Annotated in this window: 18 protein-coding genes and 2 pseudogenes; 8 read left to right on the top strand and 12 right to left on the bottom strand. The window is 67.0% G+C overall.

Features of this window, described 5'->3' with window-relative positions; genetic code table 11:
* The first annotated feature begins 3 nt into the window (after nt 1-3).
* From mltB to lipB, 5 genes are all read left to right on the top strand, one after another.
* A complete protein-coding gene (gene mltB / locus NF616_RS18030) occupies nt 4-1,011 on the top strand; it encodes a lytic murein transglycosylase B (RefSeq protein WP_434091909.1) in 1,008 nt (335 codons plus the stop codon).
* Nucleotides 1,008-2,018 carry a septal ring lytic transglycosylase RlpA family protein gene (locus tag NF616_RS18025; protein WP_434091908.1) on the top strand — a complete coding sequence of 337 codons (1,011 nt, stop codon included), beginning with the start codon at nt 1,008-1,010 and terminating at the stop codon, nt 2,016-2,018. Before mltB ends, NF616_RS18025 begins: the two co-directional genes overlap by 4 nt.
* Nucleotides 2,019-2,107: 89 nt before the next feature.
* Nucleotides 2,108-3,283, top strand: a complete 1,176-nt coding sequence (locus NF616_RS18020) for a D-alanyl-D-alanine carboxypeptidase family protein (RefSeq protein ID WP_252274864.1) — start codon at nt 2,108-2,110, stop codon at nt 3,281-3,283.
* Between the two features lie 125 nt (nt 3,284-3,408).
* On the top strand, nt 3,409-3,687 hold the full coding sequence (locus tag NF616_RS18015) for a DUF493 domain-containing protein (RefSeq protein WP_252274862.1): 279 nt from the start codon (nt 3,409-3,411) through the stop codon (nt 3,685-3,687).
* Nucleotides 3,688-4,305 carry a lipoyl(octanoyl) transferase LipB gene (gene lipB, locus NF616_RS18010; protein WP_252274860.1) on the top strand — a complete coding sequence of 206 codons (618 nt, stop codon included), beginning with the start codon at nt 3,688-3,690 and terminating at the stop codon, nt 4,303-4,305.
* Between the two features lie 74 nt (nt 4,306-4,379).
* Here lipB and lipA read toward each other — a convergent pair whose 3' ends face one another.
* From lipA to NF616_RS21465, 3 genes and pseudogenes are all read right to left on the bottom strand, one after another.
* Complete coding sequence (gene lipA, locus NF616_RS18005; protein ID WP_252274858.1) at nt 4,380-5,432, bottom strand: lipoyl synthase; 1,053 nt, start codon at nt 5,430-5,432, stop codon at nt 4,380-4,382.
* A gap of 146 nt (nt 5,433-5,578) precedes the next feature.
* A pseudogene (locus NF616_RS21470) lies at nt 5,579-6,013 on the bottom strand (methyl-accepting chemotaxis protein); the annotation flags it as partial.
* Nucleotides 6,014-6,118: 105 nt separating this feature from the next.
* Nucleotides 6,119-6,868: pseudogene (locus tag NF616_RS21465) on the bottom strand (PAS domain-containing protein); the annotation flags it as partial.
* 169 nt (nt 6,869-7,037) lie between these two features.
* Here NF616_RS21465 and NF616_RS17995 point away from each other — a divergent pair.
* Complete coding sequence (locus NF616_RS17995) at nt 7,038-7,925, top strand: DNA-3-methyladenine glycosylase family protein (protein WP_252274854.1); 888 nt, start codon at nt 7,038-7,040, stop codon at nt 7,923-7,925.
* 334 nt (nt 7,926-8,259) lie between these two features.
* Here NF616_RS17995 and NF616_RS17990 read toward each other — a convergent pair whose 3' ends face one another.
* The 5 genes from NF616_RS17990 to leuS form a co-directional block, all read right to left on the bottom strand.
* Nucleotides 8,260-9,558, bottom strand: a complete 1,299-nt coding sequence (locus tag NF616_RS17990) for a lytic murein transglycosylase (protein WP_252274852.1) — start codon at nt 9,556-9,558, stop codon at nt 8,260-8,262.
* 99 nt (nt 9,559-9,657) lie between these two features.
* The gene (arfA, locus tag NF616_RS17985; protein ID WP_252274850.1) at nt 9,658-9,831 is read right to left on the bottom strand and encodes an alternative ribosome rescue factor ArfA; all 174 of its coding nucleotides are present in this window, start codon (nt 9,829-9,831) and stop codon (nt 9,658-9,660) included.
* A 160-nt stretch (nt 9,832-9,991) separates the two neighbouring features.
* The gene (holA, locus tag NF616_RS17980; protein WP_252274848.1) at nt 9,992-11,026 is read right to left on the bottom strand and encodes a DNA polymerase III subunit delta; all 1,035 of its coding nucleotides are present in this window, start codon (nt 11,024-11,026) and stop codon (nt 9,992-9,994) included.
* Nucleotides 11,027-11,083: 57 nt separating this feature from the next.
* On the bottom strand, nt 11,084-11,698 hold the full coding sequence (locus NF616_RS17975) for an LPS-assembly lipoprotein LptE (protein ID WP_252274846.1): 615 nt from the start codon (nt 11,696-11,698) through the stop codon (nt 11,084-11,086).
* Between the two features lie 60 nt (nt 11,699-11,758).
* Nucleotides 11,759-14,371 carry a leucine--tRNA ligase gene (gene leuS / locus NF616_RS17970; RefSeq protein ID WP_252274844.1) on the bottom strand — a complete coding sequence of 871 codons (2,613 nt, stop codon included), beginning with the start codon at nt 14,369-14,371 and terminating at the stop codon, nt 11,759-11,761.
* A gap of 186 nt (nt 14,372-14,557) precedes the next feature.
* On the opposite strand from leuS, the gene NF616_RS17965 reads away from it, so the two are divergent.
* Together NF616_RS17965 and NF616_RS17960 are read left to right on the top strand one after the other, a co-directional pair.
* On the top strand, nt 14,558-15,001 hold the full coding sequence (locus tag NF616_RS17965) for a hypothetical protein (RefSeq protein ID WP_252274842.1): 444 nt from the start codon (nt 14,558-14,560) through the stop codon (nt 14,999-15,001).
* A gap of 53 nt (nt 15,002-15,054) precedes the next feature.
* Nucleotides 15,055-15,822, top strand: coding sequence for a YdcF family protein (locus tag NF616_RS17960; protein ID WP_252274840.1), 768 nt, complete (start codon nt 15,055-15,057; stop codon nt 15,820-15,822).
* 75 nt (nt 15,823-15,897) lie between these two features.
* Here the strand turns inward: NF616_RS17960 and lnt are convergent, their stop codons facing one another.
* The 4 genes from lnt to NF616_RS17940 form a co-directional block, all read right to left on the bottom strand.
* Nucleotides 15,898-17,439, bottom strand: a complete 1,542-nt coding sequence (gene lnt, locus NF616_RS17955; RefSeq protein ID WP_252274838.1) for an apolipoprotein N-acyltransferase — start codon at nt 17,437-17,439, stop codon at nt 15,898-15,900.
* A 249-nt stretch (nt 17,440-17,688) separates the two neighbouring features.
* Nucleotides 17,689-18,525: a CorC family transporter gene (locus tag NF616_RS17950; protein ID WP_252274836.1), complete on the bottom strand. Its 837-nt coding sequence runs from the start codon at nt 18,523-18,525 to the stop codon at nt 17,689-17,691.
* A 27-nt stretch (nt 18,526-18,552) separates the two neighbouring features.
* The gene (ybeY, locus tag NF616_RS17945; protein ID WP_252274834.1) at nt 18,553-19,014 is read right to left on the bottom strand and encodes an rRNA maturation RNase YbeY; all 462 of its coding nucleotides are present in this window, start codon (nt 19,012-19,014) and stop codon (nt 18,553-18,555) included.
* Nucleotides 19,007-19,999, bottom strand: a complete 993-nt coding sequence (locus tag NF616_RS17940) for a PhoH family protein (protein WP_252274832.1) — start codon at nt 19,997-19,999, stop codon at nt 19,007-19,009. Before NF616_RS17940 ends, ybeY begins: the two co-directional genes overlap by 8 nt.
* Between the last annotated feature and the right edge of the window lie 88 nt (nt 20,000-20,087).

Here is a 20,087-nt window from a genome sequence, read left to right as displayed (position 1 = left end):
AGAGTGCAGAATTTGAAGCAGGTAATGCGTAGCTGGGGAGTCGCCGTGGTGGCGGCGTTCGGCCTGGTCGGTCAGGCTCAGGCCGTAGGGGAATATCAGGGTTCGCCCAAGGTCGCCGAGTTCGTCGGCGAAATGACCCGCGACTACGGCTTCGCCGCCGAGCAGCTGACCACGCTGTTCGACCAGGTGGAGCGCAAGCAGGCGATCCTCGACGCCATCTCCCGTCCGGCCGAGAAGGTCAAGCCGTGGAAGGAATACCGGCCGATCTTCATCACCGAGGCGCGCATCAGCAAGGGTGTGGACTTCTGGAACAAGCATGCCGAGGCCCTGGCCCGTGCCGAGAAGGAGTACGGCGTGCCGGCCGAAGTGATCGTCTCGATCATCGGCGTGGAAACCTTCTACGGCGGCAACACCGGCAGCTGGCGTGTGCTCGATGCCCTGTCCACCCTGTGCTTCGATTACCCGCCGCGGGCCGAATTCTTCTGCCAGCAGCTGCGTGAGTTCCTCATCCTGGCCCGCGAGCAGCAGGTCGATCCGCTCACCCTCAAGGGCTCCTACGCGGGCGCCATGGGCCTGCCGCAATTCATGCCGAGCAGCTTCCGCGCCTACGCCGTGGACTTCGACGGCGACGGCCACATCGACATCTGGACCAACCCGGTGGACGCCATCGGCAGCGTCGCCAGCTACTTCAAACGCCACGGCTGGACTACCGGTGAAGCGGTGGTCAGCCGCGCCCAGGTCAAGGGCGAGCAGGCCGACAGCGGCCTGACCCAGGGTCTCGACCCGGTCAAGAACGTCGGCGAGCTGCGTGCCCTGGGCTGGGTCAGCGCCGACGTGCTGCGCGACGACATTCCCGTCACCGCCTTCCGTTTCGACGGCGCCGAAGGCCAGGAGTACTGGATGGGCCTGCCCAACTTCTACGTAATCACCCGCTACAACCGCAGCGCCATGTACGCCATGGCGGTTCACCAGCTCTCCGGCGAGCTGGCCGCCAAGCGGGGTCAGCCGTGAAGCCCGTCCTGCGCACCCTGACCGCCACGGCCATCGGCCTGGCGCTGGTCAGCTGTTCCAGCAATCGGGCCCCTCAGCCGGTCGAGCCCGGCTCCCGGCCCATCTCCGGGCCCTCGGACTACGCCCGGCCGCACCGCGACGGCGCACCCTGGTGGGACGTCGATGTATCGCGCATCCCCGACGCCGTGCCGATGCCGCACTACGGCAACTTCAAGGCCAACCCCTACACGGTGCTGGGCAAGACCTATTACCCGATCCGCGACAGCCGCCGTTATCAGGCCACCGGCACCGCCTCCTGGTACGGCACCAAGTTCCACGGCCAGGCCACCGCCAACGGCGAGGCTTACGACCTGTACGGCATGACCGCCGCGCACAAGACGCTGCCGCTGCCGAGCTATGTGCGGGTGACCAACCTGGACAACGGCAAGACCGTGATCCTGCGCGTCAACGACCGCGGCCCGTTCTACTCCGATCGCATCATCGACCTGTCCTTCGCCGCGGCGAAGAAGCTCGGCTATGCCGAGAGCGGCACCGCGCGGGTCAAGGTCGAGGGTATCGATCCGCATGAATGGTGGGCGGCGCAGGGCCGTCCGGTGCCCATGGTCCTGGCACAGCCGAAGATGGCCGCCCCGGCCGTGCCGGCCGTCGCCGAGCCGGTAGCCGCGGCCGCCAGCCAGCCGATCGAGCAGTACACGCCGCCGCCCGCGCAGCATGCCGCGGCCGTGCTGCCAGTGCAGGTCGACGTAAAAAAAAACGCTACGCCCGCAGCCTCTGGCCTGTATCTCCAAGTGGCCGCCTTCGCCAATCCGGACGCTGCGGAGCTCCTCAAGGCCAAGCTGAGTCAGACGGTGCCTGCCAAGGTGTTTATCAGCTCGGTGGTGCGCAATCAGCAGATCTTGCATCGGGTGCGCCTGGGGCCGGTCGGAACCCAGGCTGAGGCGCAGCAGCTGCAGAACAGCGTGCGCCTGGCCAATCTCGGCGACCCGGCCCTGGTCAAGGCCGACTGAAGACTTCGTGCGTCGCCCTCGCGGGCGGCGGTGAATGTGGGCGGACCTCGGTTCGCCCATTCCATTGTTGAAAAGCTATAGAGAGAAGGATGAACATCGCCCGCCTTGCCCAACGCCTGTCCCTGCTCGTCACGCTTCTGGCCGCGCCTCTCGCGGCATCCGCCGACCAGGCCATCCCCTCGCCGCCGCAGCTGGCCGCCAAATCCTACGTACTGATGGATGGCAGCAGTGGCAAGGTGCTGGTGGAGAACAACGGCGACCAGCGCCTGCCCCCGGCCAGCCTGACCAAGCTGATGACCGCCTATATCGCCACCCTGGAGATCCGCAAGGGCAAGATCGGTGAGCAGGATCTGGTGACCGTCAGCGAGCATGCCTGGCGCACCGGTGGCGCCGCGTCCGGCGGTTCCACCATGTTCCTGCCGATCAACAGCCAAGTCTCCGTGGACGACCTGCTGCACGGCATCATCATCCAGTCCGGCAATGACGCCAGCATCGCCCTGGCCGAGTACATCGCCGGCAGCGAGGACGCCTTCGCCGACATGATGAACGCCGCCGCCGAGAAGCTGGGCATGAAGAACTCGCACTTCATGAACGCCACCGGCCTGCCGCACCCGGAGCACTACTCCAGCGCCCACGACATGGCCATCCTGGCCCGCGCCATCATCAACGAAGACCAGGAGCACTATGCGATTTACTCGCAGAAGGAGTTCTACTGGAACAACATCAAGCAGGGTAACCGCAACCTGCTGCTGTGGCGCGACAGCACCGTGGACGGTCTGAAGACCGGCCACACCGAAGAGGCCGGCTATTGCCTGGTGGCCTCGGCCGTACGCGACGGTGCGCGCATGATCACCTCGGTGTTCGGCACCGACAGCGAGAAGACCCGCGCCGCCGAGACCCAGAAGCTGCTGACTTACGGCTTCCGCTTCTTCGAGACCCAGACCTTCTACAAGCAGGGCCAGGAACTGGCCCAGGCCCAGGTTTGGAAGGGCACCACTCGTCAGGTCAAGGCCGGCCTGGCCCAGGACCTGACCCTAACCCTGCCGCGCGGCCAGGTGAAGCAGCTGCAGGCCTCCATGGTGCTGGAGCCGCAACTGGTTGCGCCGCTGGCGCAGGGCGACGTGATCGGCAAGGTCGAGGTCAAGCTGGGCGAGCAGGTGGTGCACAGCGCGGACCTGATCGCTCTGGAATCGGTGGAAGAGGGCGGGTTCTTCCGCCGCTTGTGGGATAGCATCCGTCTGTTCTTCTACGGACTGTTCAACTAAGAGTCGTCTGGCAGCTTGAAACACCGCCGTTCGGGCCCCAGATAAGGGACTGGACTGAAGACTCTCAAGGACGCCCCGGAATCGGGGCGTTCGCATTTCACGGGTGACAACCCGGAGCGACCGCGATGACAGATACCGACGTACAAGCCCCGAAAATCGAATTCCCCTGCGAGCGCTACCCGATCAAGGTGATCGGCGAGGCCGGCGAAGGCTTCTCCGACATGGTGGTCGAGATCGTCCAGCGCCATGCGCCGGGCTTCGACGCCGCCAGTCTGGTGGTGCGCGACAGCCGCAACGGCCGCTTCCTCTCGGTGCAGGTACTGATCACCGCCACCGGCGTGGAGCAGCTGCAGGCGATCCATGGCGACCTCAAGGCCACCGGCCGCGTACACATGGTGCTCTAAGTGGCCGAGCTGGTCGTGCGTCACCTGGGATTGGCGGAGTACCTGCCGACCCTGGAAGCCATGCGCAGCTTCACCGCCGAGCGCGACGAAAACACGCCCGATGAGATCTGGCTGCTGCAGCACCCGCGGGTGTTCACCCAGGGCCAGGCCGGCAAGGCGGAGCACCTGCTGGCGCCCGGCGACATTCCGGTGGTACAGGTCGAGCGCGGTGGCCAGGTCACCTATCACGGTCCCGGACAGCTGGTGGCCTACCTGATGCTCGATCTGCGCCGGCAGAAACTGGGCGTGCGCGAGCTGGTGACTGCCATGGAGCGGGCGCTGGTCGACGTGCTGGCCAGCTACGGTATCGAGGCGGCGCCGAAGGCAGACGCCCCTGGCGTCTACGTCAACGGCGACAAGATCGCCTCGCTGGGCCTGCGGGTGCGCAACGGCTGCTCGTTTCACGGTCTGGCGCTGAATGTGGACATGGATATGTCGCCGTTTCAGCGCATCAACCCCTGCGGTTATGCCGGTCTGAAGATGATCCAGCTGAAGGACCTGCTCGAGGCGCCGCCCGCGCTCGACGAGGTGGCGCAGCGCCTGGAGCACGCCCTGCGCGAGCGTCTGGGTTACCGCTGAGGTTATTGAGAGAGGCGCCAAACAAAAGGCCCTGGGCGTATGCCACAGGGCCTTTTCTGTTTTCAGGCTGAGGCTCAGTTCAGATTGAGCGCCGGGATCAGGCTGTCGTCCTGCTGCTGGCCGGGTACCGGGACGGGAGCGGCCAGGCCCAGGTTGTTCTTCTCGAACACCCGGTCGGCCCGGTAGCTGGAACGCACCAGCGGGCCGGCGGCGACTTCCATGAAGCCTTTCTCCAGGCCAATATCGCGGAAGCGGTTGAACTCATCAGGGCTGACCCAGCGCTGCACTTTCAGGTGGTTGCGCGTGGGTTGCAGATACTGACCGAGGGTGAGGATGTCAACGCCGATGGCGCGCAGGTCATCCATGGTCTCGAGAATTTCCTCGTCGGTCTCTCCCAGGCCCAGCATCAGGCTGGTCTTGGTGATGACGGTGGGGCGATGGCGTTTGGCGTGCTGCAGCACCTTCAGCGTCTTCTCGTAGCCGGCGCGGGGGTCGCGTACCACGTGGGTGAGGCGCTTGACCGTCTCGACGTTCTGCGCGAACACCTCCAGGCCGGAATCCACCACGCGGGCGATGGCCTCGTGGTCGCCGTCGAAGTCCGGCGTCAGCGCTTCCACCACCACTTGCGGCGTATTGGCCTTGATCGCCTGTACGCAGGCGGCGTAGTGCGCGGCGCCGCCGTCGGGCAGGTCATCGCGGTCCACCGAGGTCAGGACGATGTAGCGCAGGCCCATCAGCTCCACCGACTTGGCGGTGTTCTGCGGCTCTTCCAGGTCCAGCCAGCCATTCGGGTTGCCGGTGTCCACGGCGCAGAAGCGGCAGGCGCGGGTGCATACCGAGCCCATCAGCATGATGGTGGCGGTACCGTTGGACCAGCACTCGCCCATGTTCGGGCAGTGGGATTCCTGGCAGACGGTGCTCAGGCGATGTTCGCCGACGTTGCGCTTGACCGCGTCGAAGCGGCTGCCGCTCGGCGCCTTGACCCGCAGCCAGCTCGGCTTGGGCTCGACGACCTGCGGCTCGGCCGAAGCGCGGCGCTTCTGGCCATCCTTGATCGCGGTGATGCCCTGGGGCGTGCGGAATTTTTCGCCGCTGGATACGGGCTTGGGCGAGGCAGTGTCGGACATCGAATCTCGGCTCCGGTAGGGGCTTCGGTAGCAGGCTTGTGGCCGGGGCGGAGTCTATCACGGAAGGCGCCGCGCGCGGCTGGCGGCCGTCGCCGCGCGGCCCGGATGCCGCTGGCGGAGCCGCTCGCGACACGCGGTTGCCAGCGTCAGGTCTTCAGCTGGCTGGCGAACTGGCCGATGGCCTGCACCACCTGCTGCGCGCCTTCTTGGATCTCGATGATCACCGCGCCGGCCTCGTTGGCCAGGCTCAGACCTTGCTCGGCCTGCTGACGGCTGCTGGACATGCTGTCCACGGCGCTCTTCGCCAGGCTCTGGTTCTTCTGCACCACCTCGACGATCTCCTCGGTGGCCTGGCTGGTGCGGCCGGCCAGCTGGCGCACCTCGTCGGCGACCACGGCGAAACCGCGGCCCTGATCACCGGCGCGGGCGGCTTCGATGGCGGCATTGAGCGCCAGCAGGTTGGTCTGGTCGGCGATGCCGCGGATGGTCTGCATGATGGTGCTGATCAGCAGCGACTGCCGGTCCAGCGCCTCGATGCCTTCGGCGGCCTCCTGCACCTTGTGGGCGATCTGGTGCATGACGTCGACCGTCTGCTGCACCACCGACGCGCCCTTGTTGGCGCTCTCGTCGGTGTGCCGGGAGATGCCGTAGGCGATGTTCGCCGCCTCGGCCACGGCCTGCTCCTGGTTGATCTGGTCGGTGATCACGGTGGCGAACTTGACCACCTTGTACAGGCGGTCGTGGGCGTCCAGCACCGGGTTGTAGGAGGCTTCCAGCCACACCGGCCGACCGTGGGCGTCGACGCGGCGGAAGCGCCCGGCGACATACTCGCCGCGGTTGAGCTGACCCCAGAAATCGCGATAGGCCTGGGAGTTGTACTCCTCCGGGTCGCAGAATTGTCTATGGTGCTTGCCCTTGATGTCCTCCAGGCGGTAGCCCATGGCGCGCAGGAAGTTGTCGTTGGCGGTGACTACCTCGCCGGCGAGATTAAATTCGATGACCGCCGTGGAGCGCAGCAGCGCCTTGATCAGGCCCTCGTGCTCCTTGGCCGTCTCGATGGTCTGGGTCAGGTTGTTGGCACACAGGGCGAAGTACCGCAACTGGCCGCCGCCATCATTGACCGGCTGCAGGATCGCGCGCAGCCAGGCTTCCCTGCCGTCGCCGCGCTGCAGGCGGAAGGCGCCACTCCAGTGCTCGCGGTTGCGCATGGCGCCGAGCAGGCGCGGATAGTTGGGATCGTTACGGAAGGATGCCGGCAGCAGCGTCTCCAGCTGCTGGCCGATCAGCTGATCGGCGCGATAGCCCATGTCGTCGAGCAGGTGCTGATTGGCGAAGCGCACGCGGCCGTTGGGCTCGAGCTCCAGCACCAGCATTGCATCGTAAAGCGATTCCTTGATCTGGCGGACGCTGGCGAGTTCATCGCGCAGTTCTTCCATTTCCTGCTTCAAGCCTTTGTTGAACATGGTGGCACCCACTTGTTGTTTGACGTGCGTTCCCTCTGCTTCGGCAGTCTAGGCTAATCCTTGACCGCCAGTGGTCGGCGGCGAGCCGGGCTCGGCGGATCAACCGGTCGGCGTTAAGCTCGGTGTTTTGCCGAGGCGCGACATGACCCTAATCGAATGCGTTCTGACCCTGCCCGCGGACTATCGTGTGGCCGACCTGCTGACCTTTCAGCGCCGGGATGCCCAGCAAACCGGCGAGCGGGTGAGCGAGGCGGGCTTCGACAAGGGCATCGTCTGGCGGGACTTGCCGGCTTGCCTGAGTGTCCGCTTCTCAACCGGCATCGCGCGGGTGACGTTGGCCGTGGATGGCGAAGTGGTACCCGAGGTCGAGGCGCTGCGCGGCCTGGCGAGTCGCATGCTCGGGCTGACCCAGCCGGTCGAGGCCTTCGAGGCGGAACATGCCGATCATCCGCTGCTGGGCGCCCTGATCGCCGGCAATCGCGGCCTGCGCGTGCCGCAGTCGGCGAGTCCGTTCGAGGCGCTGACCTGGGCCATCAGCGGCCAGCAGATCAGCCTGCCGGTGGCCATCACCCTGCGGCGCCGGCTGATCCAGCTGGCGGGGCAGCCGCACTCGGGCGGGCTGCTCTGCTACCCGGATGCGCAGGCGGTGGCGAGGCTGGATGAGGACACCCTGGGCCGCGCCGGCTTTTCTCGGGCCAAGGCCCAGGCCCTGCTATTGCTTGCCCGCGAGGTCGAGGCGGGGCGCCTGCCGCTGGAGACCTGGTTGGCGGACGAGCCGGCCGAGGCCATCGCCGAGCGCCTGCTGGCCCTCAAGGGCATTGGCCCCTGGACGGTGGACTATGCGCTGCTGCGCGGCTTCGCCCGGCTGGACGGCTCGTTGCACGGCGATGCCGCGGTGCGCCGCCAGCTGCAGCAGCTGCTCGGCTCGGAGGAGAAGCTCGGCCAACCCTTCGTGCGCGACTGGCTGCTGCCCTTCGCACCCTGGCGCGCATTGGTCGCGGCGCATCTTTGGGCGATGCCGGGGAAATAGATCGATGAAGAGTGTGGTGGGCTGCCGCTGCGCGGCGAGGCCACCCTACGCCGTGGCGCATCGCTGCCTGTGGGGCGATACATCGTCTCCGTCGAGGTGAGAAGGTTCGGCGGGTGGCGTGATGCTCTTGTAGGGGCCTCGACCTTGGTGCTGTCCGCCGCGTCCGGACGTATTGGTTCAGCCTTGGAGATGATCCGTAGCGCGTGATGGTGGGCTGCCGCTGCGCGGCGAGGCCACCCTACTTCCTGGGTCATCGCTGTCCGGCCGGCGACGTGAGCGCCTTGGGCGTACTCGCCCGGCAGGGTAGTGCGCCATTTCCATGGCGCGGCTTTCGTCAGCGCAGCCGTTGCAGCAGCGCGGGGGTCGGGTAGCCGTCGGCCGGTAGGCCCAGGCTCTGCTGGAAGGCGCGCACGGCGCGGCGGGTGTTGGCGCCGATGATGCCGTCGGCCGGGCCGGGTTCGAAGCCCTTGGCGCTCAGGCCCTCCTGCAGCTCGATGCGCTCGCTGCGGCCCAGCGGGCGCTCGTCCTTCGGCCAGCTGGCTAGCAGCGGGCCGCCGCCGTCCAGGCGCTGACCGAGCAGGCCGACGGCCAGTGCATAGGAAGACGAGTTGTTGTACTTGAGGATGGCGCCGAAGTTGCGGAACACCAGGAAGGCCGGGCCGCGGTGGCCGGCTGGCAGCAGCAGGTAGCCGGCGTCGTTGGGGTCGACATTGGTTGGCGTGCCTTTCACGCCGTACGCCTGCCACTGGGCATAGGTCTTACGCACGGCGGTGTCGGCCAGGGCGTAGTCGAAGCCGCTGGGCAGGGCCACCTGAATGCCCCACGCCTCGCCCTGTTGCCAGCCGGAGGCTTGCAGATAGTGGGCGGCCGAGGCCAGGGCGTCGGCGCTGGAGTTCCAGATGTCGCGACGGCCGTCGCCGTCGAAATCCACCGCGTGAGTCAGGTAGGTGGTGGGGATGAACTGGGTCTGGCCCATGGCCCCGGCCCAGGAACCGCGCAGGCCGTTGGCGCCGATGTCGCCGTTCTGCAGGATCTGCAGGGCGGCCAGTAGCTGGTTCTCGGCGAACTGCGGGCGCCGTCCCTCGTAGGCCAGGGTCGCCAGCGAGCGAATGACCGAGTTGTCGCCCATGAACTGGCCGAAGCTGCTCTCCATGCCCCAGATCGCCACCAGGGTCTCGCGGTCGACACCGTAGCGCTGTTCGATGGCGTCCAGGGTGGCGGCATGCTCGGCCAGCAGGGCCTGGCCCTTGCGCACGCGCACCGGCGAAATGGCGCCGTCCAGGTATTCCCACACTGGGCGGGTGAATTCGGGCTGCGCCCGGTCGGCCTTGACCACGCTCAGGTCCGGGATGACGCCGGCGAAGGCGCGGTCGAACAGCTCGGCCGGGATGCCGGCGCTCAGCGCCTTGCCACGGAACTGCGCACGCCAGTCCTCGAAGGAGATGGCCGGGGTCAGTTGCACGGCGTCCTGCGCCGGCGCGCTGCTTGCGGCGACCTGCTGGGGTTGCGCGGCGGCTTTATCGGGCGCTGCCAGTTGCGGGGCGGGATTCGGCGTTTCGGCACAGGCGCCGAGGAGGAGGGCGGTGCCGACGAGCAGGCTGCTCAGGCGGCCCTTGGTGGAAAGCTGGAACATCGGGGTGTCTCGGTCTTGCCAATCAGACCGCGACCTTAACATGACCCGGCCGCTCCCGGTTTCACGGAGTACGGCTCTGGGGCGGGATTCTCTGGCCGGCTAGGCGCAACGCAACACGGGGCCCATAAAGCAAGAAGCCTCCCAGTTTTGCTGGGAGGCTTCGCGGCGGTAGCTGCCTTTGCCCTTCTTCGGCTGTTCCTGGCGGCTGCGGAACAGCGGTTGGGCGACGATGGACTTGGCCTTGTTCGGCCGCTTGGGGGCTTTCTTGCTCATCGGAGGTTCCTCGCATGGCCCGCGACGTTGCGGGCGGCGCGGACTATGCGCCGCTGGTTAAAAAATGTCCATGGCGGCAAAGTGCTGGCGCGGCGGGGCGAGCGGATCGTTGGAGTAACGCCTGCAGCGAGTAGGCCGAGAAGCGCCTGCTGGTGCGAGGTTACTCGCTGAGCGGCAGGCGCTGGCCGGCCATCAGCAGGGCCAGGCGGGCCAGGCTGCTCCAGGCGTCGCCGGCGGCCTGGCCTTTGACCTGGGCGTCGATGCGCTGGGCGTCGATCAGCAGCTGGTTCCAGCGCGCGGCGGTGTGGCGCTGCAGGGCCTTGCTCATCAGCGGGCGGCGCTTGTCCCAGATGGGTGGGCGGGCGCTGGCGAAGGCCTTTTCCAGCGGCACGCCCTGGCTGAACTGCAGGGCCAGGCCGGCCAGTTGGCGCAGCTCGCGGGCCAGCATGACGACGATGAACAGCGGTTCCACACCCTCGCCGCGCAGCCCTTCGAGCATGCGCAGGGCGTGGCTCGCCTCACCATTGAGCACCGCGTCGATCAGGCCGAACACGTCGTAGCGGGCACTGTCGGCCACGGCGGCCTGCACGGTGCCGGCGTCGATCTGGTTGCCTTCGGCCAACAGCTTGAGCTTCTCGATCTCCTGCGCCGCGGCCAGCAGATTGCCCTCGACCCGCGCGGCGATCAGCTCCACCGCTTCCTGGCTGGCGGCCAGGCCGGCCTGGGACAGGCGCTGGCGAATCCAGTTGGGCAACTGGGCGACCTCGATTGGCCAGATCTGCAGGAACTGGCTGTGCTGCCCGTCGATCAGGGCCTTGGCCCACTTGGTCTTCTGTGTGCTGCCGTCGAGCTTGGGCAGGCTGATCAGCAGCACCGTGTCTTCCGGCGGCCGCTCCAAGTACTCGAGAATGGCTGCGGTACCCCTGTCGCCAGGCTTGCCGTTGGCGATGCGTAGCTCGATCAGGCGCTTCTCGGCGAACAGCGAGAGGCTGGCGCCGGCTTCGTAGAGCAGCCCCCAGTCGAAGCTCGCCTCGGCGTGGAATACCTGACGCTCGCTGAAGCCCTGCTGGCGGGTGGCGGCGCGGATGGCGTCCTCGGCCTCCTGGCACAGCAGCGGCTCGTCGCCGCTGACCACGTAGACCGGGGCCAGGCCGCCTTGCAGGTGTTTGCCGAGTTGCGCGGGATTCAGTTTCATCGAAAGCCGAGTTTCATCGGGGCTCGTGAAAAGGGCCGGTCGCCCGGCCCTTCTCGATCACTGCTGCGGGATCGGCAGCTGGATCGGCGATTGCTGCGGCATCGACTCCTCGGCCGCGCGGCGGGCGGCGGCGGCCGCTTCGGCCTCGGCGGCGGCGCGGGCCTCGGCCTCCTGCTGCAGCTGCTCCAGGCGCGCCGGGGTCAGCAGTTGCAGGCGCAGGGACACCTGCTGGATCAGCTCGCGGCGCATTTCCTGGCGCAGCTGGGCGGATTCCTGGCTGGAGCCGATCAGGTTGTTCTCGTCGTGGACGTAGACGCGCTGCACTTCCAGCTTGTCGCGCAGCAACAGCATGTTCTTCTCGCCGCGGATCTCGTAGTCCAGGTGGGTGGTCAACTCGTACTCGGCGCTGCGCGCGCTGCTGGTGACGCTGGCGGTGCGCTGGGTTTCCTGTTCGTTGGCCAGGAACAGCAGGTAGGGCGCGCCGTTGTGCACCTTCACGTCGCTGTTTTCCAGCAGCTGGCGCAGCTGCTTGACGGTGTCGCCGTAGGCATTGCGCGCCTGCAGGTCGATTTCCTTGAGGGCGAACTCGGCGCTGCCGGTGCCACGCAGCTGGAAGCCGCAGGCGCTGAGCAGGACGGCGAGGCCGATGACCAGCATGTTCCGTTTCATCATTGTTGTTTCCCCTTGAGAAACCCGGCGCCTGGGCACCGGGCCGAATCAGTTGGCGACCGTTTAGTTGGCGACGATGTTGACCAGCTTGCCCGGCACGACGATGACCTTGCGGATGGTCACGCCCTCGGTGAAGCGCTGCACGTTCTCGTTGGCGCGGGCGGCGGCCTCGACATCCTCGCGAGAGGCCGACGCCGGCACCTCGATCTGGCCGCGCAGCTTGCCGTTGACCTGGATGACCAGGGTCAGGCTGTCCTGCACCAGTGCCGATTCGTCGACCTGCGGCCACTGCGCGTCGATGACGGCACCGGCCTTGCCCAGCTGCTGCCACAGCTCATGGCAGATGTGCGGGGTGATCGGCGCCAGCAGCAGGGCCACGGCCTCCAGGCCTTCCTGCAGTAGCGCGCGGTCCTGCTCGCTGGCGGTCGCGGCCTTCTCCAGCACGTTCATCAGGGTCATCACCTGGGCGATGGCGGTGTTGAACTTGTGATTCTGGCCGACATCGTTGCTGGCCTGCTTGATGGCCAGGTGGATGGCGCGGCGCACGGCCTTCTGCTCGTCGTTCAGGCTGCTCTTGTCGAGTTCGCCCGGCAGGCCGGCGCCGACATGGCCGTGGGCCAGGCGCCAGACGCGGCGCAGGAAGCGGTTGGCGCCTTCGATGCCGGCGTCGGACCATTCGCAGCTCATGTCGGGCGGCGAGGCGAACATCATGAACAGACGGCAGGTGTCGGCGCCGTAGGCGTCGATCATGGCCTGCGGGTCCACTCCGTTGTTCTTCGACTTGGACATCTTCTCGGTGCCGCCGATTTCCACCGGCAGGCCGTCGCTCTTCAGCCTGGCGCCGATGACCTTGGCCTTGGCGTCGCGCTCGACTTCCACGTCGGCCGGGTTGAACCAGTCCTTACCCCCGTTTTCCAGGGTGCGGTAGTAGGTCTCGGCGACCACCATGCCCTGGGTCAGCAGGTTCTTGAACGGCTCGTTCGAGCTGACCAGGCCTTCGTCACGCATCAGCTTGTGGAAGAAGCGCGCGTACAGCAGGTGCAGGATGGCGTGTTCGATGCCGCCGATGTACTGATCCACCGGCAGCCAGTGGTTGGCGGCCTGCGGGTCGACCATGCCGCCCTCGTAGTTCGGGCTGGCGTAGCGGGCGAAGTACCAGGACGACTCGACGAAGGTGTCCATGGTGTCGGTTTCGCGCTTGGCCGCGCTGCCGCATTTCGGGCAGCTGCAGGCGTAGAACTCGGGCATCTTGGCCAACGGCGAACCGGCACCGTCCGGTACCACGTCTTCGGGCAGCACGACCGGCAGCTGGTCTTCCTGCACTGGCACGTCGCCGCAGCTCGGGCAGTGGATGATCGGAATTGGGCAGCCCCAGTAGCGCTGGCGGCTGATGCCCCAGTCGCGCAGGCGGAACTGGGTCTTGCGCGCGCCGTGGCCGCTGGCTTCCAGGTCGGCGACGATAGCGTCGAAGGCATCAAGGAAGCCCTTGCCGTCGTACTTGCCGGAGTTGATGGTGACCAGGCCGTCCTTGTCGCCGTACCAGGCCTGCCATTGGCTGGCGTCGTAGTCCTTGCCCTCGCCGGCGTAGACCTGCTTGATCGGCAGGTCGTACTTGTTGGCGAATTCGAAGTCGCGCTCGTCATGCGCCGGCACGGCCATCACGGCGCCTTCGCCGTAGCCCCACAGCACATAGTTGGCGACGAACACCGGCAGTTTGTCGCCGGTCAGCGGATGGAGGACGAACTGGCCGGTGGCCAGGCCCTTCTTCTCCATGGTGGCCATATCGGCCTCGGCAACCGATCCGGCCTTGCACTCGGCGATGAAGGCCTGCAGCTCGGCGTTGTTCTCGGCGGCGCGCTGGGCCAGCGGGTGCTCGGCGGCCACGGCCACGTAGGTGGCGCCCATCAGGGTGTCGGGGCGGGTCGAGTAGACCTTCAGCTGGCCCTCTATGCCGACGCTGGCGACGTCGTAGTCGAAGGCGATGTCGGCACCGAAGCTCTTGCCAATCCAGTTGCGCTGCATGGTCTTGACCTGTTCCGGCCAGCCATCCAGCTCGTCCAGGCTGCTCAGCAGCTCCTCGGCGTAGGCGGTTATCTTGAAGTAGTACATCGGGATTTCGCGCTTCTCGATCAGCGCGCCCGAGCGCCAGCCGCGGCCGTCGATGACCTGCTCGTTGGCCAGCACGGTCTGGTCGACCGGGTCCCAGTTCACGGTGCCGTTCTTGCGGTAGATCACGCCCTTCTCGAACAGGCGGGTGAACAGCCACTGCTCCCAGCGGTAGTAGTCCGGCTTGCAGGTGGTGACTTCGCGGGTCCAGTCGATGGCCAGGCCCAGCGATTTCAGCTGGGACTTCATGTAGGCGATGTTCTCGTAGGTCCATTTGGCCGGGGCGACGTTGTTCTTCATCGCCGCGTTCTCGGCCGGCATGCCGAAGGCGTCCCAGCCCATCGGCTGCAGTACGTTCTTGCCCTGCATGCGCTGGTAGCGGGCGATCACGTCACCGATGGTGTAGTTGCGCACGTGGCCCATGTGCAGCTTGCCGCTCGGATAGGGGAACATGGACAGGCAATAGAAGGTGTCCTTGCCCGGCTGTTCGCTCACGACAAAGGACTTTTGCGCGTCCCAATGAGCTTGGGCGGCGGCTTCGATTTCACGGGGCGAATACTGTTCGTGCATGGGCTTTCGGCGCTGAAATGAGGGCTTGCGAGAAGCGCCGTAGCATACATGACCCCCCTCGATTCAGGGAAACCCTGATTGTGCCGCGCCGCCGTTTGTCGCGGCGTCCGGTTGCGGCTGCGGCCGGCGCTAAGCTTGCCTGTGAGAGGCGCGCAGTCAGGGTCGGGCGCCCGGTCGAGGTGAGGGATGGCAGAGTTGCGGCGGGCTGAGATCGAGGGTGGGCTCTACGAGCGTCTGTTGCAACGCCTTGCGCTGGCCCTCGAAGAAGCGGACACCGCGACCCGTCTGCGCGACGCCCCTCCGGACGAGCTGGAACTGCGCGGCCTGACCCCGGCGGAACTGGAGCTGATCCGCGCCTACCTGGACCGCGACCTCAACTGGCTGCGTGGCTGGCATGCCGCCGCCGAAGAGCTGGCGGTGATCGAGCAATTGCCGGCCGCGGGCAAGGCCTCCGCCAAGCTGCCCTCGCGCCCGGGGGCCAAGGCGCCGCGCGGCAAGCCGCTGATTCGCAAGCGCCAGCAGTTGCGCTGCGCGCTCTGTGGTGCGGTTGCCGAGGTGCAGCGTGGCGAGGGCGTGCTGCCCTGCGTGGCGTGCGGCTCCAAGCTGTTCCGCGCTGGAGGCCCGCGCTGAGAGTCGCCGCACGAGCGCCGGTCGGGTAGCCTTCCAGGGCACAGGAGGTGCCCATGGAACTGCGCTTCATCCTCAAGCAACTGATTCTTCCGCCCGGCGGCCTGATGCTGCTGATCCTTCTGGCCTGGCTGTTGTGGACCTGGGCGGGACGGCCGCGGCTGGCCGCCCTGTGCCTCGTCGGCGGCCTGGGCGGTTTGTGGCTGCTGAGCCTGCCGGCGGTGGTGGAATGGGCGGCGCGGCTGATCGAGCGTGAGCCGGCGCTGGCCGAGGCGCAGTGGGCCGGGTTGGCGCAGCGGGCCGAAGTGATCGTGGTGCTCGGCTCGGGGCGCGAGGAGGCCGATCCGGCCTGGGGCAGCGATCAGCCCAGCGTCACCGCCATCGAACGCCTGCGCTACGCGGCGCGTCTGCACCGGGCCTCGCAGCTGCCGATTCTGATCAGTGGCGGGTTGCATTACGGCCAGCCGCCCAGCGAGGCCGGGCTGATGGCCGAGGCGCTGCAGCGCGACTTCGGCGTGGCCACCCGCTGGCGCGAGGAGCGCAGCCGCACGACCTGGGAGAACGCGTTGTTCAGCGCGCAGATGCTTAAGGCCGAGGGCATCCGCCGCGTGGTGCTGGTGACCCAGGCCTCGCACATGCCGCGCTCGCGCTGGTGCTTCGAGCGCGCCGGGCTTGAGGTGGTGGCGGCGCCCCTGGGGTTCCTCGGCGTGCCCAATGAACGTCCGCTGGGCGGCTGGCTGCCGGAAGGCAAGGCGCTGTGGCAGAGCACGCGCTTGCTCAACGAGGTGATCGGGCTCGCGGTATACCCGCTGCTGTATCGCTAAGTGCAGCGATAGGCGTGAGCTCTGCTCGCGAACGGCATCCTGGCTGCCGTTCGGCTCGAGCAGAGATTGCCGTGCTCAGGCGGCCTGCATGGCGTCGTTAGAGCGCGCCGCGCGGCGGCGAGCGACGAAGGCCCAGCCCAGAAGCAGGGCGCACAGTACGACCAACGGCCAGGCGCGCCACTGCAGGTAGGGCGTCAGGCCCTGCATCGGCTGCACTTCTCCGTAGAGGATGGCCTGCTGGAACTGCGGGATCTGTCCGGTGATGCGGCCCTGCGGGTCGATCAGCGCGGTGACGCCGTTGTTGGTGGCACGGATCATCCAGCGCCCGGCTTCGAGGGCGCGCATCTGCGCCATCTGCAGGTGCTGCAGCGGGCCGATCGAGGTGCCGAACCAGGTGTCGTTGCTCACCGTCAGCAGCAGGTCGCTCTGGGCGGACAGGCCGGCGGCGAATTCGGGATAGACCACTTCGTAGCAGATGAAGGGCGCGATCTTCAGGCCCTTGGCCAGCAACGGGCCCTGGTCGGAGGGGCCACGGGCGAAGTCGGACATGGGCAGGTCGAAGAAGGCGATGAGCCCGCGCAGCACGTCCTGCAGCGGCACGTATTCGCCGAACGGCACCAGCTTCTGCTTGAGGTAGGTGCCTTCGCCCCAGCCGGTGACGGTGATCGCGTTGTAGTAGCGCTTCTCGCCGTGCTCGTTGGCTTGGCGCACCGGCACGCCGGTGATCAGCGCGGCGTCACGCTCGGCGGCGACCCGGCCCATCACCTTCAGGTAACCCTCGGCGAACTCCTTGAGCACCGGCACGGCGGTTTCCGGCCAGACGATCAGGTCGGCGGGGCGGCTGCTCAGGGTCATGTCGCGGTACAGCGCCAACTGGGCATCCAGCTGGGCCGGATCCCACTTCATATTTTGTGCCACGTTGCCCTGAAGGGCGGCCACCTTCACCGGCTCGCCCTTGCTGGCGGTCCAGGCGTGGTTTTTCAGTGCCAGGCCGGCGAGCCAGGGCGCCAGCAGCAGGAGCACGCCGGCGGCGAGGCGCGGCTTGTCGGCGAACAGGCGCGGCAGGTTGATCAGCAGGGCGGCGGACAGCGCCAGCGTCAGCGAGATCAGCCACATGCCGCCGACCGGCGCCAGGCCGGCCAGCGGGCCATTCAGCTGGCTGTAGCCGGCATAGAGCCAGGGGAAACCGGTGAGGAACCAGCCGCGGAAAGCCTCCTGGGCCAGCCACAGGGCGGCGAAGGCCAGGGCATCGGCGATCGGTGAGTCGTTGCGGCGCAGCCAGCGTGCCCAGAGCCAGGCCGGCAGGGCGAAGAACAGCGCGACCCCCGCGCAGAAGCCGAAGGTGAGAAAGCCGGCCAGCGCGGGCGAGGCGGCGCCGTAGTCGTGGATGCTGACGTAGATCCAACTGGTGCCGGCGAGGAACAGGCCGAGGCCATAGAGCCAGCCGCGCAGCAGGGCCTGGCGCGGGCTCAGCTCACGCAGGCCGAGGTAGAAGAGGGCGATGGCGACCAGGGCCAGCGGCCAGATATCGAAGGGAGCCAGGGCCAGGGTGGTGGAGGCGCCGCCGGCCAGGGCCAGCAGATGGCCCGGCCAGCCGGGTTGGGTGATCCAGCGCATCGTGCGTCCTTGATCGGGAATCAGGCGGGCAAGGGTACTGGAAGGGCGGGGAGGCTGGAAGTCGAGCGGTCTGGAGAGCGGGGTGGGCATCTCGCGCCCCCGGAGGTCCGTTGGCGAGAACGTAGCCCGGACTTCAGTCCGGGGCGTGGCGGCCCGTTTCCCGGACTGAAGTCCGGGCTAAGAGATGCGTTGTGTGGGTATGGATCGCAACAAGGCCGTTGTCACGGCCTAGGTTGCGATGGGCTGGGCTTAACGCTCCAGCGGCGTCAGGCGCAGCAGATGCACGCGACGGCTGTCGGCGTTGAGCACGCGGAAGCGGAACTCGCCGATCTCGGTCACTTCGTTGCGCTTGGGCAGGTGGCCGAAGGCGTTCATCACCAGGCCGCCGACGGTGTCGAACTCGCTGTCGGGGAACTCGGTGTCGAAGGCTTCGTTGAAGTTCTCGATCGGCGTCAGCGCCTTGATCAGAAAGTCGCCTGAGGGCAGCGGCTTGATGTAGCTGTCTTCCTCGACATCGTGCTCGTCCTCGATGTCGCCGACGATCTGCTCCAGCACGTCCTCGATGGTCACCAGGCCGGCCACACCGCCGTACTCGTCGATGACCACCGCCATATGGTTGTGGTTGGCGCGGAACTCGCGCAGCAGCACGTTGAGGCGCTTGGACTCCGGTACGAAGGTGGCCGGGCGCAGCAGTTGCTTGATGTCGAACGGCTTGTCGCCATTGATGATCAGCGGCAGCAGGTCCTTGGCCAGGAGGATGCCGATGACCTCGTCGAGGCTCTCGCCGATCACCGGGTAGCGCGAGTGCGCGGAGTCGACGATGGCGGGCAGGAACTCGGCCGGCGTGTGGCTGGCCTTGATGCTGATCATCTGCGAGCGCGGCACCATGATGTCGCGTACCTGCAGGTCGGCGACCTGGATGGCGCCCTCGACGATGGTCAGGGCCTCGCTGTCGAGCAGCTTGTTCTGGTGGGCTTCGCGCAGGACTTCCAGCAGTTCCTGGCGGTTTCTCGGCTCATGAGCAAAAGCCTGGGTCAGCTTGTTGAACCAGGACTTCTGCTCGTTGCTCGATCGGTCTTCGCTCATGGTGAGTCTCGGTGCCTTCTCTGGCGGTTATTCTTCGTCGGCGGCGTACGGGTCGGGATGACCCAGTTCGGCCAGCAATTCCCGTTCCAGCGCCTCCATCTCCTCGGCTTCCTCATTCTCGAGGTGGTCGTAGCCGAGCAGGTGCAGGCAGCCGTGGATGACCAGGTGCGCCCAGTGCGCCTCCGGTGTCTTGCCCTGTTCGAGAGCCTCGCGCTCGACCACCGGCACGCAGATCACCAGATCGCCGAGCAGCGGGATGTCGAGAATGCCCTCGGGCACTTCGGCGGGAAAGGACAGCACGTTGGTGGAGTAGTCCTTGTGCCGCCAGGTGCGGTTCAGCTCGCGGCCCTCTTCTTCATCGACCAGGCGAATGGTCATCTCCGAGTCGGCGGTGCGCTGGCGCAGGGCCAGCTCGCACCAGCGGCGCAGCTGCGCCTCGCCGGGCAGGTCGGTGGCGCTGGAGGCATTCTGCAAGTCCAGTTCAAGCATCGCGCGGGGCGTCCTTGCCGGGCTGGCGCTCCTCGAAGCGCTCGTAGGCCTCGACGATGCGCTGCACCAGGGGGTGGCGCACCACGTCCTTGGGCTTGAAGTGGGTGAAGCTGATGCCCGGCACGTCCTTCAGCACTTCCATCACGTGGCCGAGGCCGGACTTGGTGCCGCGCGGCAGGTCCACCTGGGTGATGTCGCCGGTGATCACGGCGGTGGAGCCGAAGCCGATACGGGTGAGGAACATCTTCATCTGCTCGAGCGTGGTGTTCTGACTCTCGTCGAGAATGATGAAGCTGTTGTTAAGCGTGCGGCCGCGCATGTAGGCCAGCGGGGCGATCTCGATCACCTGCTTCTCGATCAGCTTGGCCACGGTCTCGAAGCCGAGCATCTCGTACAGCGCGTCGTAGAGCGGGCGCAGGTAGGGGTCGATCTTCTGCGCCAGGTCGCCAGGGAGGAAGCCGAGCTTCTCGCCCGCCTCGACCGCCGGTCGTACCAGCAGGATGCGCCGCACCTGCTCGCGTTCCAGCGCATCCACCGCGCAGGCCACGGCCAGGTAGGTCTTGCCGGTGCCGGCCGGGCCGATGCCGAAGTTGATGTCGTTGTCGAGGATCGCCTTGACGTAGCGTTGCTGGTTGGCGCCGCGCGGCTTGATCATGCCCTTCTTGGTACGTAGGGTCACACCGGCGTCGGCCTTGCCGCTGTCCAGCGCCTCCAGGCCGGATTCCTGCAGGTACAGATGGACCGTTTCCGGCGACAGCTCGGTGCTCTTGGTCTCGCGGTACAGGCGGCGAAGAAGGTTCTCGGCGGACTGGGTGTGCTTGCTCGGGCCGACCAGTTCGAACTGGTTGCCACGGTTGCGGATCTCGATGGCCAGGCGTTGTTCGATCAGGCGCAGGTGCTCGTCGAATTGCCCGCAGAGGTTGGCGAAGCGGTGTGCTTCGAAAGGTTCGAGGGTGAAGCGATGCGGTTCTATGGGTGCGTTCAATGTGGTCCGTTGGCCGTTGTTCGGCTGGGGATGATGGTCGAAGGATAACTCCGCACGCCCGAGGGTGAAAGTTCGGGTGGCGGGGTTT

It is taken from the genome of Pseudomonas subflava, from assembly GCF_023823685.1.
GTDB classification, from domain to species: domain Bacteria; phylum Pseudomonadota; class Gammaproteobacteria; order Pseudomonadales; family Pseudomonadaceae; genus Aquipseudomonas; species Aquipseudomonas subflava.
Note: the sequence above shows the minus strand (reverse complement) of the source record. Positions and strands in the feature narration are given on the sequence as shown.

What these genes read in the sequence shown, in the direction of transcription:
- NF616_RS18020 (WP_252274864.1), top strand. Translation starts at nt 2,108, where the DNA reads ATGAACATCGCCCGCCTTGCCCAACGCCTGTCCCTGCTCGTCACGCTT.
- NF616_RS18015 (WP_252274862.1), top strand. Translation starts at nt 3,409, where the DNA reads ATGACAGATACCGACGTACAAGCCCCGAAAATCGAATTCCCCTGCGAG.
- lipA (WP_252274858.1), bottom strand. Translation starts at nt 5,432, where the DNA reads ATGTCCGACACTGCCTCGCCCAAGCCCGTATCCAGCGGCGAAAAATTC.
- NF616_RS17995 (WP_252274854.1), top strand. Translation starts at nt 7,038, where the DNA reads ATGACCCTAATCGAATGCGTTCTGACCCTGCCCGCGGACTATCGTGTG.
- NF616_RS17990 (WP_252274852.1), bottom strand. Translation starts at nt 9,558, where the DNA reads ATGTTCCAGCTTTCCACCAAGGGCCGCCTGAGCAGCCTGCTCGTCGGC.
- arfA (WP_252274850.1), bottom strand. Translation starts at nt 9,831, where the DNA reads ATGAGCAAGAAAGCCCCCAAGCGGCCGAACAAGGCCAAGTCCATCGTC.
- holA (WP_252274848.1), bottom strand. Translation starts at nt 11,026, where the DNA reads ATGAAACTGAATCCCGCGCAACTCGGCAAACACCTGCAAGGCGGCCTG.
- NF616_RS17975 (WP_252274846.1), bottom strand. Translation starts at nt 11,698, where the DNA reads ATGATGAAACGGAACATGCTGGTCATCGGCCTCGCCGTCCTGCTCAGC.
- leuS (WP_252274844.1), bottom strand. Translation starts at nt 14,371, where the DNA reads ATGCACGAACAGTATTCGCCCCGTGAAATCGAAGCCGCCGCCCAAGCT.
- NF616_RS17965 (WP_252274842.1), top strand. Translation starts at nt 14,558, where the DNA reads ATGGCAGAGTTGCGGCGGGCTGAGATCGAGGGTGGGCTCTACGAGCGT.
- NF616_RS17960 (WP_252274840.1), top strand. Translation starts at nt 15,055, where the DNA reads ATGGAACTGCGCTTCATCCTCAAGCAACTGATTCTTCCGCCCGGCGGC.
- lnt (WP_252274838.1), bottom strand. Translation starts at nt 17,439, where the DNA reads ATGCGCTGGATCACCCAACCCGGCTGGCCGGGCCATCTGCTGGCCCTG.
- NF616_RS17950 (WP_252274836.1), bottom strand. Translation starts at nt 18,525, where the DNA reads ATGAGCGAAGACCGATCGAGCAACGAGCAGAAGTCCTGGTTCAACAAG.
- ybeY (WP_252274834.1), bottom strand. Translation starts at nt 19,014, where the DNA reads ATGCTTGAACTGGACTTGCAGAATGCCTCCAGCGCCACCGACCTGCCC.